Origin of the sequence: Imperialibacter sp., from assembly GCF_048007035.1 — a bacterium.
Classification (GTDB): domain Bacteria; phylum Bacteroidota; class Bacteroidia; order Cytophagales; family Cyclobacteriaceae; genus Imperialibacter.
Genome location: NZ_CP180355.1, coordinates 119,451 through 134,906, shown reverse-complemented (window position 1 = coordinate 134,906; position 15,456 = coordinate 119,451). Strand labels below are relative to the sequence as shown.

General features: G+C 45.9%; 13 protein-coding genes. 1 reads left to right on the top strand and 12 read right to left on the bottom strand.

All coding sequences use genetic code 11. The annotated features are described in order from the left end of the window. Nucleotides 1-10: 10 nt before the first annotated feature. From ACMVP2_RS00580 to ACMVP2_RS00555, 6 genes are all read right to left on the bottom strand, one after another. Complete coding sequence (locus ACMVP2_RS00580; protein ID WP_416866274.1) at nt 11-1,228, bottom strand: glycosyltransferase; 1,218 nt, start codon at nt 1,226-1,228, stop codon at nt 11-13. Nucleotides 1,229-1,242: 14 nt separating this feature from the next. After that, nucleotides 1,243-3,381, bottom strand: coding sequence for a hypothetical protein (locus ACMVP2_RS00575; protein WP_416866273.1), 2,139 nt, complete (start codon nt 3,379-3,381; stop codon nt 1,243-1,245). 4 nt (nt 3,382-3,385) lie between these two features. After that, a complete protein-coding gene (locus tag ACMVP2_RS00570) occupies nt 3,386-4,108 on the bottom strand; it encodes a TolC family protein (protein WP_416866272.1) in 723 nt (240 codons plus the stop codon). Nucleotides 4,109-4,356: 248 nt separating this feature from the next. Beyond that, entirely contained in the window at nt 4,357-6,402 is a 2,046-nt protein-coding gene (locus ACMVP2_RS00565) for an LruC domain-containing protein (RefSeq protein ID WP_416866271.1), read from the bottom strand. Between the two features lie 23 nt (nt 6,403-6,425). Then, the gene (locus ACMVP2_RS00560) at nt 6,426-7,550 is read right to left on the bottom strand and encodes a sugar transferase (protein WP_416866270.1); all 1,125 of its coding nucleotides are present in this window, start codon (nt 7,548-7,550) and stop codon (nt 6,426-6,428) included. 3 nt (nt 7,551-7,553) lie between these two features. Then, on the bottom strand, nt 7,554-7,946 hold the full coding sequence (locus tag ACMVP2_RS00555) for a response regulator (RefSeq protein WP_416866269.1): 393 nt from the start codon (nt 7,944-7,946) through the stop codon (nt 7,554-7,556). Between the two features lie 517 nt (nt 7,947-8,463). Here ACMVP2_RS00555 and ACMVP2_RS00550 point away from each other — a divergent pair. Further along, on the top strand, nt 8,464-10,476 hold the full coding sequence (locus tag ACMVP2_RS00550) for an OmpA family protein (RefSeq protein ID WP_416866268.1): 2,013 nt from the start codon (nt 8,464-8,466) through the stop codon (nt 10,474-10,476). Between the two features lie 340 nt (nt 10,477-10,816). Here ACMVP2_RS00550 and ACMVP2_RS00545 read toward each other — a convergent pair whose 3' ends face one another. From ACMVP2_RS00545 to trxA, 6 genes are all read right to left on the bottom strand, one after another. Next, nucleotides 10,817-11,359 (bottom strand): PepSY-associated TM helix domain-containing protein, encoded by a 543-nt coding sequence (locus ACMVP2_RS00545; protein ID WP_416866267.1) that lies wholly within the window; start codon nt 11,357-11,359, stop codon nt 10,817-10,819. A 116-nt stretch (nt 11,360-11,475) separates the two neighbouring features. Continuing rightward, entirely contained in the window at nt 11,476-11,886 is a 411-nt protein-coding gene (locus ACMVP2_RS00540; protein WP_416866266.1) for a DoxX family protein, read from the bottom strand. A gap of 31 nt (nt 11,887-11,917) precedes the next feature. After that, the gene (locus tag ACMVP2_RS00535; protein WP_339793170.1) at nt 11,918-14,143 is read right to left on the bottom strand and encodes a DUF5916 domain-containing protein; all 2,226 of its coding nucleotides are present in this window, start codon (nt 14,141-14,143) and stop codon (nt 11,918-11,920) included. A gap of 182 nt (nt 14,144-14,325) precedes the next feature. After that, nucleotides 14,326-14,721, bottom strand: a complete 396-nt coding sequence (vapC, locus tag ACMVP2_RS00530; RefSeq protein WP_339793171.1) for a type II toxin-antitoxin system tRNA(fMet)-specific endonuclease VapC — start codon at nt 14,719-14,721, stop codon at nt 14,326-14,328. Next, nucleotides 14,721-14,957 carry an AbrB/MazE/SpoVT family DNA-binding domain-containing protein gene (locus tag ACMVP2_RS00525; protein WP_339793172.1) on the bottom strand — a complete coding sequence of 79 codons (237 nt, stop codon included), beginning with the start codon at nt 14,955-14,957 and terminating at the stop codon, nt 14,721-14,723. The genes vapC and ACMVP2_RS00525 overlap by 1 nt, the downstream gene beginning before the upstream one ends. A gap of 129 nt (nt 14,958-15,086) precedes the next feature. Further along, complete coding sequence (gene trxA, locus ACMVP2_RS00520) at nt 15,087-15,410, bottom strand: thioredoxin (protein ID WP_151997507.1); 324 nt, start codon at nt 15,408-15,410, stop codon at nt 15,087-15,089. Nucleotides 15,411-15,456 lie beyond the last annotated feature (46 nt).

The following is a 15,456-nucleotide window of genomic DNA, read 5'->3' as shown; positions in this document are numbered from 1 at the left end:
AGGCAACTTCTTAAAGTTTGTGAGTTGTGTGGATAAACTTACCCTGGTTTTCCTTTTTCACACTTTTTGCGGCATTGAAAAGGTTGTTGAAAGCCAGTTTTGGTAGCTGAAATCCATGCTTCAATGCAGACCCCAATGTTTTCTGGCTAATGAGGAACAAAGCCACCGCCAGTCCAAGAATGCCTGCGGATGCGGTAAACAATGGCAGGTATAGAGGCCAGCTTCCGAAATAGGCATACCATGCGATTTCTAAAGCCGCTGCCATTGGAGTGATGACCACCTGGATAGACCTCGGTGGCCTCCAGAGTGTGATAATATAATCAAAAGCTGCCATTCTTCTGTAGGTGAATGCGGCTTTCAGTAGCGTTTTGCCATGATAAAGTGCATTGTAGTACTGCTCGCCAAACCATCTCAGGCGCTGTGGGTTGTGTGCTTCAAGGGCCGAAGTCTTTTCCTCGTAGAGCTCGCTGCTGGGCCAGTAGATGGTACGCACATCTCGTTTGTGACTCAGCAGCTGTACCATGAAATTCTTATCGAAACCAGGAGCCCTGGGGTCCAGGCTGTTGATAGCCTCTGAAAACAGCTCTGCTTCAATTAATGCACCGCTGCCACTGATTTCGATCATCAGCCCCATATTTTGTTTCGCCTTGCGGAACATGGTGTCGTTAAGCGCTTCCGTGGTGTTGTCGAAGAAAGCCACTGAGTTGTTTACCGCCAAAGACGATCGCTTGCCCTGTATGATGTCGTAGCTATCGTAAATTGATTCAGGAATATTGTTGAAATAATCTTTGTCGAGCAGGTTGTCTTTGTCCACGAGCATAAGAAATTCAGGGCACCAGGTACCTTTGTTGCATTCACGCTGAATGGTGTGGGTAATGTGTCGCAGTGCATGCTGATAGGAATTGCCTCCCAGGTGTCCGAAGCTCTTTTCCTCGACAAAAAAACCTTTTGATTTCACAAAATCGGCGTATTCGCTGTCAGCTTCCTGGAGCAATACATAAACGTGGATGTTCTTTCTTGCCTTGATTGCTTTTTCAATGGAGTTAAGTACTTCCTTGAAAATGGGGCCGGGCTTGTAGGCCGGTAGCACAAGCAGCAGGTGTGGGTTGGTCGGGTTTTTATTTTCCCCCATTGCCTTGGGGTTGGCATATCCCAATACGATGAGCCCCAGCCAGTAAAGGCTATAAAAGAGCAGGAAGAAGGCGATTGGGTACATTATAAACTGCATAGCTGTCATTATTTCTAAAAGTCTCTTGTTATCAATTTCTTGGTGATCCTCCTGATGAAGGTTCTTTTCTTGGGTATTTCACCCAGGTAGTCTTCCATGTTCTCAACATCTACTTTGTTGAGCAACGTACCCAGGAATTGCAGCCTGGACTCCAATAGCATTTTCTCTACTCGCTGATCCACTTTGGTCATAATGCGATTAGAACCAAATATGTAGAGCACATGTTTGGAGAGTTCCATCCAGAAGCCTGCCTCAGCGCTGATGTTGATAGGGGAGGTGATCAGCACGACGAGGTCGTTTTCGGTTTTCATCTTATCTAGCGACTCTACAATTTTGGTTCTGTTTTTTATCAAACCATTGTTCTCCACTAAGGGCTTGAAATCAATGAGAGACTCATAGGTGTTTTCGTTCATCCAGTCGGCGTCAACAAAGGCCACCTTTTTCCCAGAGCCTTCCAGCAGCGATTGAAGTTCCAATGCGATGTAGTGCTTGCCTTCACCTGCCTGGCTGGAGGTTAGCATCAGTATGCCCTCATCGTCGAAACACTTGCTCATGATCAACTGCAACAACTGAAGTATTTGTTGCTGATGAATGAGCTGAAGTGCTTTGGCTAGTTTTTTGTCTTTTTCCTTGTCAGTTATTTTTGGCAAGGCGCCAATGACTGGTAATGATGAACTCCTCTCAAATTTCTCGACGCTGATGATGGACGCATCAAGCAGCTGAATGATGATGAACACGGCTGCCATTAGCACGAAAACTGCGATGCCACCGGCTGCTACTATTACAGGCCTTTTTGAAGGCTCCGGCTTAGTGGGAAGATACGGAGGGTCAATTACCTCAATCATGTTCTCACCAGAGCTCGACTCCATGGTTTGGGTCAGGTTGAGCTTGTTAAGAAGTACCAGATAAACATTTTGCGCTGTGCTTATCTCCTGCTCCAATGCCACTATGGTGGACTCGAAGGGAGCGAATTTTTTTGAATAACCTGTGACCCTTTGAATTTCGTTTTCAATGATGCTCAACACGTCGGCGTTGATTTCTGTGTCCAGGTCATAATTGAGGTACTTGCTGGCCAGCTCCAGCTGTATCCTGCTTGGGTCGTAGGGGCTCTTGCCGGTCAGCTCGATGAGTTTTGCATTAATGGCTTTTCTTGTGGTTTCCACATTGTTTTTCACCTGCGCCAGGGCTGCGGCATTGTTCTCTTCCAGACTGGTCGTAAGCACCTCACGGTTGAGCCTCTTCAGATCTTCCTTTAGCTGCACAATTTCGGCGTTGGTAGTCAGGTCAAGGGACAGAGCGTTACCTGCGGCCACAGTGCTCAGTACTTCTGACTTACCTTTTGCTGAGGAGCTCACCTTGGCCATCAGGTTGGCCCGGGTGCCTTCCAGCTGCACCAAATACACCACAATAGCCTTGGTATGCTCGCCAAGGTTGATGATGCTGTTTTCTACTTTGAAGTTTTCCAGCTTTTTGATTTTTGCATCCAGGTCCGCTTTCGCCTGCCTTACCAATCCTTCAATCAGGTCTTTATGACTCTTGATTTTGTTTTTGGCAATCTCACGGTTTTCATCGATCAGGGCTTCAATAAACAGATTAGCTATTATTTGTGTCTTTTCAGGGATATGCTCTGACAGCTCAAACTTCATGAAGTTACTGTCCATGATGCGGTACGACATCACAATATCCTTCAGTCTTTCAATCTGTAGCTGATGGAAGTCAAGGTAGCTGGCTATGAGCGTGTCAGGAAACTGCTTCGGCCGAAGCTGCTCGTTGTTATGCTCGATTTCATCGAGGCGTTTCAGTACTTCCTCTTTGTTAGCAACAAGGTTTTCATTCCCAACGGAAAAAATGTTGCCATCTTCGAGACCTTTTCTTACTGCTTTGATCCTTACCCTTTCTATAGGCTTTTTAGATTTTAGCAGCTCCACAATGTTTTGGAATACCGTGTGGATCTGGTATTGCTTCATGTCCTCATCCGTAAGGCTGGTGCTTTTGCTTTCCTGCAGGTTGAGGTAGAGTTTCGCTTCTGTTTTGTAAGTCTTTTGGCCATTGGCCGTCATGTAGATGATCAACGCCATAGTTAGCCCAGGCACAAGCACAAGCTTAAGCCAGTGCTTCATTAATGTTCTGAGTATTGCTATTAGTTGGTCCATGGTTTTATTGTTCCGAAGTGGCAGACGGAGCTTCAGTATCTGAGATCATGATCGAAATTTGTCTTCTGATTTTCCTGACAGAGAGTTCGGCTTTCAGCACAGCCTCCTGCGTCAGGTTCATTCCGTTTTGTGTTAGCAGCACTTCTTCCATGCCTGCTTCGCCTTTTCTGAAACGTTCGGTGACCAGCGTTACCTGCTCGCTTTGCGTTTGATTGGCAGCCATTCTTAGCTGTGCAATCCCAAGCGCCTCCAGATAAGTATAGAATATGTCCACCACCTGTGTGCGGACTGCCTTGCGTTGATTTTTCAGCGAATTCTCGGCTCTCACAATATTGTACTCTGCTTCTCTGATATAACTGCGGCGGTTGATGAATTTTTCAGGATCGATGCCCAGGGTAATACCCAGGTTGGGGAGCACGCCAGCTGTTGTCACCGACTGGTTTTGACCGTCCAGGGAAGTGCTAAGTGAAAAGAAGTTGATGCCCATTCTGAAGGTAGAGAGCCACTTGTTTTTCTCCTGCTTCACATTTTCGTACTGCTGGGCAAGCTCGGCGTCGAAGCTTTTCAAGTAGTAGGAATTGACAAGTGCCAGCTCGACCAGACTGTCGATGGCAGCTTCATTGGAAAGAAGCACCTCAACCAGCTCGATTTCCTTCGCAACGTCTATCTCCTGCTGGGCGAAGACCGCCAGAGGTGAGAGTAAACATATAAAGATGAATAAGCGCATAACTAGTTTATTTGATAGTACAAATCTATTGCAGCGCACTCCCTGTTCGGGATTTATTAGATGTTTGGAGGGGGTAAGCCGGTTAATGACAGAATCCGGCGATAATTGGATTTACAGGCAAGCAAGGGCGCAGGCGTAGAAAAATGTGGGAGTGTTCGTCAGACAGGGTTTGCTGGTGGACAAAAAGAGAAAGGGAAACCAACAGTTTCCCTTTCACACCATAAACCATGAATATATAAAATGAATCTTTACTTCTTTTTGTAAAGCTTATTGGTGTTTCTATAGCCAGGCTTGTCCACGTACCAGTCCATATAGCTGAAACCACTACTCCTGGCCCACTGGTCGAGGTTGATGTATGACTCCCTCACATCTCCTCCTTCCACGGGGTAGTCGAATGCAACTGGAAGATTCATCGCCCATGGCAACTCCTCTTTCGATCTATAGTAGATGCCCTTCGATGGATCTGAATTGTCATTCTCCGTACCAAAGTAGCTGAAGTCTGCAAGGTCAGTTGGCGCATATCCGGGCATGTGTATTTCACGTCCCCGTTCCTGGTTGATGAAAAGAAATGGATTGTATGGCGCTGAACCCAACTCAGCAAAGGTCACAGGTCTTGTAAAGGTGACCAGATTTCGGATGGTGTCGGGAGCCACAAAGCTGTTGGCTTGTATGGTATTGATAATACCCGAGGTTGGAAAACCTCCATGAACCTTGTCTGATACAATAATTGTGGCTTTCGATTGGCCCTGTTCGGTGCCATTGGCACTTAGCGTAACAACTGAGCCATGAAGTTCGCTGCCGGTTACGCTTGCAACCAGGCTGGAAGCTATTTTGGTCGAAAACCCAAACCCATTCTGATAGCTTGCTCCAATGGCTTTTATAACGAATTCTGATTTCAGGTTAGTGATTTTATTGTTGGCGTTGGCGAATTGGGTGAACCGATAGTCTACTACGAAATCGTTGAAGTCATAGTCGCCATAGCCAGGCCACCTGTCTTCAAAAGTAAAGGTGCCGTATGCCTCCGATGAAGGGTAGTCGTATTTATAGGCATACGCCGGGTCATCAGGAAACTCGTCGTAAACATTGCTGACACCATCTCCGTCATCGTCACCTGGCTTATCAATTGGCTTAACGTTTTTCGTGCTAATGGCCGTAATGGGGTTGGAGGTGATATAGAAAACTGCGTCATTAAAATCATCATCGCTTCCCGATGCTCTATTCAAGTCTTCGAATCCAATAACAAAAAGTCCGTTCTCTTCGTCATACAGTGTCACGGTGTGTTGCTTAACCGAGGCGTCTGCCTCTGGGTTCAGGTGGTTGTGGGAATAATAGCGTTGCGCATCTCCTCTCACAGTGGCATTGGAAGAGTTGAATCCGTTGGCTATCAAAACAAAGCCTATAGAAGTGCCAGGCTCAAACGTGCCAAGTAGTATTTTGTCGCCGGATTTCAAGCCACCCCCCGACCCTGAAAGTGAAGCATTGGGGAAGCCAATATAAAGGGTTGCAATATCGTCTGTGGTTGCCGGAGGGTTGCCGGTGGGGTAGGTATAAAACCCGAGCGTATTAAGGTAGCCAGCACCCTCGGTAACGAAGGTCATCCAAACATCGGCCCGCTGCTCGATGTTGAGGTTGGTTTCCGTTCCCTCAGCCAGGTAGGCCGGGTGAAAGGATGGTACCGGCTCTCTCTCGGGCAAGGAGGCGTTGATAAACTCAAGGAGCTGAGAGCTTATGTTGTCTCTTTGCAATAGATAGTTTGGTTTGCCGTCGGACCTGTATGAACCAAGAGTAACTAAATTGGCTGCGGCTATTCTCCCACCAGAATTGTCCACCGCCACTCCGTCCTGCACACTTTGGTCAGGCACCAGCTCATCGGATAAATAGTCAAAGTCATGCTCAAATCCGGCAACGGTCACCTGCCCGTTAAAACGATCGACGGGAATCACCAGAAAGTCAGGAAGACCAAGGTAAGACAGTTCCATAACTACGTCCGTAAAGGTGTTGGGCATGCTGTACTCAGTTTCAAAATTGCCAGTCTGGTCGGTGAAGCCCTTCATGATGATCACGCCATTGTCGAGAGGTGACTTGTCCCAGAGCGTAATTTTAACTCCTTTGTGCGGAGTGCCTGCCTCATCTGTCAGTTTGATGCGAATAGCTTTTGTTGTTACATTCGAAAAGTCCAGGTCGTAGGAATTTGCCTGTTGGTTGCCTGGGCCACCGTCAAACTCTTTGATACAACCAGTCAACAGGATTGCACCAAACAGAAAGGTGATCACGTCGATACTTCTAATTTTCATAGCTTTAATTTTCAAAAGGGTATTTATACGTTCTCGTGCTGGAAGGCTGCAAGAGGCGTTTTTACTAAAATTTTGATGTCCATCCACAGAGAATAGTTTTCGGCATACTCTATGTCCAGGCGTTTGCGGCTGTCTTCCGACGTGGCTTTTTTGCCTCTTTCGGTCACCTGCCATAGCCCTGTGATGCCTGCTGGTGCCATAAAGCGCTTCGACCAGTCGTCAGAGGTAAGTTTCTCAGCTTCATACAAGGGAAGGGGACGGTTGCCAACGATTGACATATGCCCCAGCAGTACATTGAAAAGCTGCGGCAATTCGTCTATGCTTGAGTTGCGGATAATTTTGCCAACCCGGGTAATTCTGGGGTCGTTGTTGATTTTAACAAACGAGTTTTTCTCTTCTTTTTGCTTGAAGGCAGCGAACTTCGGCTCTTCCACCCAGTAGTCGTCACCAATCAAAACGTTCTCGTCGTCAAAGGCGATACTTTGATCAACACCGTCGATTTTTGTAGTAGGATCCTCTACAGCTTTATCGTCCTGGGCGTAGTGATTCAAGTGCTTCATGTTTTCCAGCAGCTTGTCAGCATCGGGCCTCATGGAGCGGAACTTGTAAAAGGGGAATATTTTGTAGCCTGTGCCTACTCTGGGCGATTGATAGACAATCGGTCCTTTGGATTCCAGCTTGATGAGAATGGCCACCAGAATAAGAATGGGGCTGATCATAAGAATGATCATCGAAGACACGATGATGTCAAATAGCCGCTTAGATAGTGGCATTTTGAAAGTGGTGACATTTTTCTTTTCAGCTTTTTTTTCTGAAGTGAAATGTATCAGGGTCTTGACAATCCCTACGAAGGTTTCTTTATTTTTCGAATACTGAACTACATCCACGATAAATGGAGGTAGCTGCATGGCTGCCGGGATAGCGATGTTGTCGAAGTCGACAAGCACCACTTTCTTGTAGCAATTTTTTTCGGTTTGCTCCTTCACGAGGTCTTTCAACTGCTGTTGAATATCCGGCTCCGCCTCTATAAAGACGAGGTGGTGAGCCTGCGTGTCCTCAATGGATCGGTGCCACGACACAGAGACTCCATTAGCGGTAAGCTCCTCGGTAACGGGTAAAAGTCTATTTCCTATAGCTGCAATTTTCATCGGTTAGGCTGTTTGTTGAACCTGATGGGAGGCAAGAATACCCTCGATTTTCACCTGTAGTTCTACTGGGTTGAAAGGTTTGGTAATAAAGTCGGAAGCACCGGCCTTGAGGCAGTTGATTCGGTTATTACTGTTGCCCTTGCCGGAAAGGATAACCACCGGAAGATGTTTGTACACAGCCGAAGACTTGAGATAAACCAAAAGCTCCAACCCGTTCATGCCGTCCAGGTCAAAATCAGCAAGTATCAGGTGGGGTGTTCTTGTCTTGTCGTGTAAAACTTCGAGCGCTTCCTCTCCGCTACTCACCACTTCCGCTTCAAATGAGCTTCCGAGAATGTGCTTAAGAAAGCTCCGCATCATTTCGTTGTCGTCAATAATCAAAAGTTTACTTTTCATGGTTTTGTCGTTTTATGGATGATCAAATGTAATTGGAGATGGCCCCAGGCAGGGGAACCTTTAGACGATTGGTAGCCTTTTATCGATATTTGGGGGGTAATGAAATGATGTTTAGAAATGAATATTGGCCTTTCAAAATAGAATTTATCGCCTCAATTGACCGATAAGTTGCTATGTATGTGTTAGTAATGTTATATTTCGGCGTTTTTCGTTATTGAACGATGTTTTATAGTTTCACCAACTAGGGATGTAGGCAACTGAGAAGGCCGGATTGCTCCGAACAGTGGTTTTTTTAGCTCAAAACCAGCTAGTTTGGCGGGGTTTCACTTAGCATAGAAGTGATTGCCTGGTAGCCGGCAGCTTTATCTTATTGTATTATTTGTGTAATTGACTTGGAACAATCACAAAATGAGTGATTGTTCAACAAGACCCTTAGTTCGACACCATGCCTCGATTGTTTCTGTTTTTTGTACTAATAGCCACGTATTTTACTGCCTCTGCTCAAAACGTGGATAGAATGCTTCGTGATGCGGAAAAGATTTTTTATGATGAAAATTTCGTTTTGGCCCGAGAAAAATACAAAGAGATACTGGAGATAGATCCCAAACAAACCAAAGCAAAGTACCACTATCTCATTAGTCACTTCCTTACCGATGGCAGAGGCAAGCCGATAGATGAATTATTAGAATTGGACGATATTCAGGGGAAAAAAGACAAGTTCTTTTCATACTGGCTGGGCAGAATTTACTTTGGAAACTATGATGCCCAGCATGCCATTAAGCATTTCCAGATTTTTTTGGATCTGAGAGCAAAGAAGAGTGAGGAGATAGTAGATGAGACCAAGCGTTTCTTTACTGATGCGGAATGGCTCCTGAAATACCTGAGAAATCCTGATGACTTCGAGATTAGGCTCGTTCCCGGTGTCAACTCTGAGCAAAACGACCTTTCTCCTGTATTTTTTAGTGGTAACGATGAGTTACTGTTTTTTTCCTCACGCTCCAGCGAAGGCAAAGAAGAGGTATACAGGGTGTATCATACTAAGTTTGGCGAGTCTACTTGGGAAAAGCCGACACAAATTCCGTTGCTGGGAGACTTTGAGTATGAAAATGCCAACCTGGAAGTGGTGAATGAAGACGGAAAGCTGTTTGTTTTTGACAGAAAAAAGGGAGGACGCCTCTTTTATAGTGAGCAAAAAAACGGTCAGTGGACAGTCCCAGCTGAGTTTGACGCCATGCTGTCTAACGCCCACGTTCATTCTCATTTTTTTATTAACCCCAAAGAGAACCGGGTAATATTTGCTTCCAACGATGGAAAGAAAGGCAAGGATTTTGACCTTTTTGAGTCACGAAAAGACCCGGCAACAGCGAAATGGAGTGAGCCGGCATTATTGCCTGGAAGCGTAAACTCCACTTTTAATGAGCTTAGCCCTTATTTGAGTACCGACGGAAACACCCTGTATTTCAGCTCAGACCGGATTGGGTTTGTTGGAGGATACGATGTGTTTAGTTCAACATTTGACGAAGCCACGAAGACGTGGGGAGCACCAGTGAATATGGGGTTTCCCATTAACTCCCCCGATAATGAGTTGAACTTTAAAATGAAAGTGGATGGTGAGGAAGGTTATTTTTCATCGGATCGCATACACGGTATGGGAGCTTTCGATATCTATTACTTCTGGGCCATTGAGAAGGTCAACATAAAGGGTGTGATCACTGATGCGGCCACAGGTATGCCGTGCGTCGATTGCCAGATCAAATTCCACCCTTCGAGCTATTACGATGAGTCGTTCACAAGTTTTACGGGCGAGTCTGGCACCTATGGGAATGAGATCATTGCTGACGAGATTTTCGTGGTTGAGATTTTCGATGTCGACGAAAACATGATTTATAACAATAGCCTGCAGGTCAAGGCGTCGGGTGGTTTGGCAACCACACTCACGAGGAACTTTGTCATCGGGGGAGAGCAAACGGAGGAGATGTTTACATTGACTAATATTGATGTAAAAAAAGCTGAGCAGGCCGATACAGACTACCTCATCGCCAGTAAGGAAAAGGCAGTTGCTGCGCTGACCAGTGAAGGGGGCGCTGGAAACTCAGGTAGTGGAAGCACAGGAACAAGCGCTACCGCCGCCGCTGGTAGTAATAGCCAGACTCATAGCCACAAATACAAAGAAGCTATCCGCAAGCTGGTAAGACCAAATGTATATTTTGAAAATACCAAAGTCTATTTCTCTTCTGACTACCAGCCGCTGTTGGATGAGGTTCTGTCTTTAATGCGAAAAGATGAAAGTCTCGTAATTGAAGTGGCTGGTCACACTGATGATTTTGGCGGAGAGAAGATCAATATGGTTATTTCGCAGAACAGGGCGGAGTCTATCAAGAAGCATCTTGTAGGAAGGGGCATTGCTGCCAACCGGATCGTGGCCAAGGGATATGGGGAAACTAAGCCTATGGCCAGTAACGACCAGGAACTGGAGGGACGGGAGCTCAATAGAAGAGTAGAGTTTCTGGTGATAGCAGAAGGTAACTAGTCTGGGCACGCTGAAAAGCTAAAGAGGCTGTCTCAAAAGTCCCTAAGCTGATGTAATTGTCACATTGAGACCTAACATTTTTGGCAAACCGCACCAATTGAGATGACGTGATTCGAAATGTTAAAAGAATGTATCAGACTGAGCTTATAGAAAAATGTGTCAGGTTGAGCCTGTCGAAACCCACATTTTTCTGCAAGCTTAATAACACGTCATCTGTAGCACGTCGAAATGCTTATTAGGACTAATAACAAGGTTTCGACACCGACGTGGAACGAGCTCAACCTGACATTCAGTTAGGACTTTTGAGGCAGCCTCTTTTTATGATGATTTCGGCGCTTATTTAACCCAAGAGGAAAAGAAAGATCAAAGGAAACAAGAGCCCAATGGCGGCCAGTTTCCAACCTCTTTTTCTAAAACTTTTGTCGCCTTTCACAATGAACATCCCTGTGAAAGCGATCACAAGCATGGCCACCCCGAATATGTCTGAGTAGTAGATCCAGAAGTCGCTCGTGTCAACATGGAGCTTGGTCATTTGACCGAGAAGCGGTGTGGTCATGTATTTTTCCAGCTTCCCCTTGCCCGTGCTCACGTCCATTGTCACATCCTGAGTGCCATAAGATATTCTCAGCGTATTTCCGTCCATGCTGTACCTGCGAAGCTGGTCATCGATGGACTGACTTTCGGTGAACGATTTGATGAACTCGTCGTTCACAGCGCCGGCACTTGTCGGTGTCATACTTATTTCTTGCGACGTATACTTTACCCGACTTGGGTGCCAAACTCTTCGGTGGTTAAGGAAAATGCCTGAAAAAGAGAAGGCAATGATGAGCCCAATGTAGAAATAGGCGATGTCCCTGTGGGTGTTTCGTGCGGTTAACTTCATATCAGTTCGCTTTTGGGGGTGAAATTATACATTTCACCTAAGAAAGTTTTATAAAATCGACGTTCACTTACTTTTTATGGAAGCCCTACTTTAATAGAGATGTTGGTGCGAAAGTGCTACTTGCCAATCAACTTGTCAACGGAGTATTTACCACCTCCCATGATCAGGAGAGAGACGAAAATGACCAAAAACAGCAGCGGCTTTTCTTTGGTGCCAAAGGGGTCGGCAGCGTGAGCCACAAATCCGGCGGTTGACATCGTTACAATGAGAGGGATAGCAGCCAGGCGTGTGGCGGCGCCCAGCATGATGAGGATGGCACACAGAAATTCAGCAAACACGGCGAGCGACAAAGAGATGGTTGGCCCAAGGCCCATGAAGTCCATGAAGCGGATTTCCCCGCCTGAAAAAAGGCGTTGGAACTTACCGAAGCCATGCGTTAACATAAATGCACCCGAAAACAGCCTGAGAACGAGGAGGCCAAGTGATACATAGTTTTCATTGATCGAGCTGGAGAAAAGTTTTTTCATAGAAGAAAATTTAATGAGATTGATAATAGCATTAAAGTGTAAACCAGTAGTTGAGCTTAAATACAATAGCCTTGCTTTTGGTCACCAGGAACGGGTCAGCAAAGTAGTTATCGGTGTAAACCAAATAGAAATCCGACATTGGCTTGTATCTCCACTGAAGCCTGCTGTTGATGTTGAAGTTGTTTCTCTGGGTGTTGTACTGGAAGAAAGTTATCCAGAAAAGGCTATTGGAGAAATTGATTTCTGATCGCTGGCTAAATAGGCTAATGCTTGCGTTGCCGTAGCCTTCAGCAAAGTCTAACTCATTTTGCTCAAAGCCTAATGAAAAATTGCCCCAGGGCTGAACTCTGTAAATGATTTCAGCTTGATAGCTTTGGATTTCGCCATTGTAGAACCCACCGACAGCCGTCTCCGCAGAAAAAGCCAGTTTCTTTCTTTCGTCGGATTTGTAAGCGACCCCCATTTGGCTAAACTTGTAGGTTGCCGGAGGCAGAGGGGTGGCGTCGATGAAGGCCGTGGAAAATAGCAGCCTTACGTCGTTGTTATTGACCCCGATCTCAACCCCGGAGGTATTTTGAAACCTTAATTCATACCCCAATTCAGTCACCCGCTCGTTAAGCGACCAGTCCGGGTTCCAGTCGACTACGTTGCTGGCTGAAATCTCGTGAGAGTTGATTTTCCCTCCATTGGTTGGCCGAATGGTGTAGCTGCCTTGACTATATATATGTTCAAACCCCATTCTGATAACAGTGTCCCGTAGCGCATCATAATTCTCCAGCCTTGGAATGAAGCCCATGTCGGCATAAAAATCCGTTGGAACAGAAATATAGTCAGCAAATAGCGACCAATGCCTGTCGTCGTACCCGGCTGTATAGTGCTGGGAGTATGAAACACCTGCGCCCGGTTTTTCTGATACGCTAACAAGCCCCGTGCCGGTTAACGAACCTGATATGTTGGAATAATCGAACCCAAGGCCACCGTTCCTGCCATAGTTGGTTTTATCAGTGCCACCACCATCAGTAAAACTCTGCCGGTTATGAAAGTAGCCTTTCACAAGCGACCGGCCGAAGACTCGCTGATTGACTGCAACGGCGGTGTAATTTTGCGCCTCAGTATCCTCTGTTGCTCTGGTTTGAATATTCATGACACCCACTCGCATGCGCTGCGTGAGGTTACCACTAAGCCTGGCACCAGCAAGAATGGGGATGGGCCGAGCGTTTTCGTCGAGCCCTATCCGGCGGGAAAAGAAAGGACGGTTGGGGCCACCTCCGAAACCTGTAAACAAGTCAGCATTTTCCAGAAAAAAGGTTCGCCTTTCGGGATAATTGAGGCTAAACCTCGTCAGGTTGGTTTGTTGTACGTCTACCTCAATCTGAGAGAAATCCGGCAACACCGTGAGATCCAGGTTGAGGGAGGAGGTAACACCAATTTTGGCGTCAAGTCCCCCCGCCAGGTCAGTTGAGGTGACGGGCGTTTCTTCCTCCCTGTTATTGTTGATCCCTCCGGTGATGAAAGGGATCACCGATATATTGGTTTTTACGGGATCGGGTGCTTTGTCCCATACCATCAGTCCCGTATAGCCCAAATCATAACCATCGAAGTTGACTGGGATATTGGTCCAGGCATGGTATTGGTTGGCCTTCAGGTCGTTGCGGATGAAGTTAATGCCCCACTCACCGCTGTTGGCTTCAAATCGAAGTGTTTTGAACGGGATGGCCATTTCCACAATCCAGCGGTCCTCGTGCCGGGTTACTTCTGAGAACCATTTGTTGTCCCAGCTAAAGTTGAGGTTGTTGGAACTGGCGGCCAGCAGGTCTTCAGCCTGCACATTCATGGGGCTTACGCCAAAAAAGAAGCCATTGGTTTTTTTATTGACAGGGTCTATCACTACGGCAATGCCATCGCCATCAAAGTACCTGATGTCCCTTTTGAGTGTTTGCACAACGTAGTAACTGGTGTCGTAGCACACCGCACTTATATAAAGGAATTTTTCGTCGTAAGTAGCCCGCATTTCTGTTTGCCGGGGCGCCTGCTGGTCGTCTCTGGGGAACTTCATCCAGAAGTCTGTCGCCACATCGGCAGTCTGCCAGCTGCTTTCGTTAAGCTCGCCGTCGAGAACGATAGGGTCTTTGGCTCGTTCAATACGGAGCTGATACTTTGATTGAAATGCGGTGTTTTTCTTTTCGTTGGCTTCCTGGCAGGTGGCGTCCAGAAAAAATAGATGTCCAAAAATGAACGTAAGTACGGTTTTGCGCATAAATCCGGTAGGTCGCTTGTAGGGTGTTGGTCGTCTAGTTCGCAAAGAAAGACGTTCGAAGGTAACAGTCAACCAAAGACTTGCTGGGCGGAGTGTAAAATAATGTCACCGGGCAAAAAAAGCTACTTTTTCAGCAGTGGTCTTTTTTTGCTTTCAGGCGATTTTATTGGGTTTCATATCATTCAAACCCAGTTGTCTATTTTCAGGGAAGTGACTCTGGAAAACTCTTTCACATTATTTGTTACAAGTGTCTGATCTAGGCTGAGTGCGTGAGCTGCTATCAGTGTATCAAGGGGGCCGATAGGTGTCCCTTTGTTTTCGAGGTCTGCTCTTATTTTGCCGTAAGATATTGCGGCATCGTTGTCAAACGGAAGGATTTCCAATGGAATAAGAAATTGAGCAAGTGCAAGCTTATTTTTCTCGGGTAATGCGCTTTTCATTACGCCGTAATTCAGTTCAGATAGGGTTATTGAAGAAATCCCAATTTTGCCCAAAGGAATAGACCGAAATCGCTCAAAAACATGAGGAGGCTTTTGCTTGATAATATAGATGCAAATATTCGTATCGAGAATAAACATCAATCAAACGATTCCCTTTTCTGTTGGTCAGATTGCTCTCTCTCTGTCATGAAGTCGTCAGAAAACTCATTCACGCTATCAATCAAACTCTTCCATGGGTCGTGGAATGGGATAATATACAACACATTGCCAACCTTTTTGAGGTAAGCCTTATTGTCATTAATCTTTAGGTTCTCCGGTATCCCAATCAGCTGAGTGCCTGAAGAATCTTTTATGTCGATTGTTTCAAAACTCATGACCCTATTTTCTACTAATGTACAAAATTAAAGAAAAAGTATAGTAAGGCGGTTTGGCCTGCTTTTCATTATAACAAAAAAAGGCCACCTTTTCAGGTAGCCTCTCTATTTTTATTTCTCAGTAGCTGATTAAGCTAGCTGAGCTTGAATTTTCTGGTTCAATACTGATTTTGGAACTGCACCAATTTGCTTGTCAACCACCTGGCCATTTTTGAAAACCAAAAGGGTGGGGATGCTGCGGATGCCAAACTTAGCGGGCACCTGTGGATTCATGTCCACGTCCATTTTGGCGATAACGGCTTTGCCTTCAAAATCACCAGCCAGCTCCTCAACTATTGGCCCGATCATTTTACAAGGCCCACACCATTCTGCCCAAAAGTCAACCAGAACGGGTTTGTCTGAGCTAATGATCTCCTCGAAATTAGCATCAGTTACTTCTATTGCTTTACCCATTGTATGTATAATTTTTGTAATTGCTGAATACCTTACACAAATATAG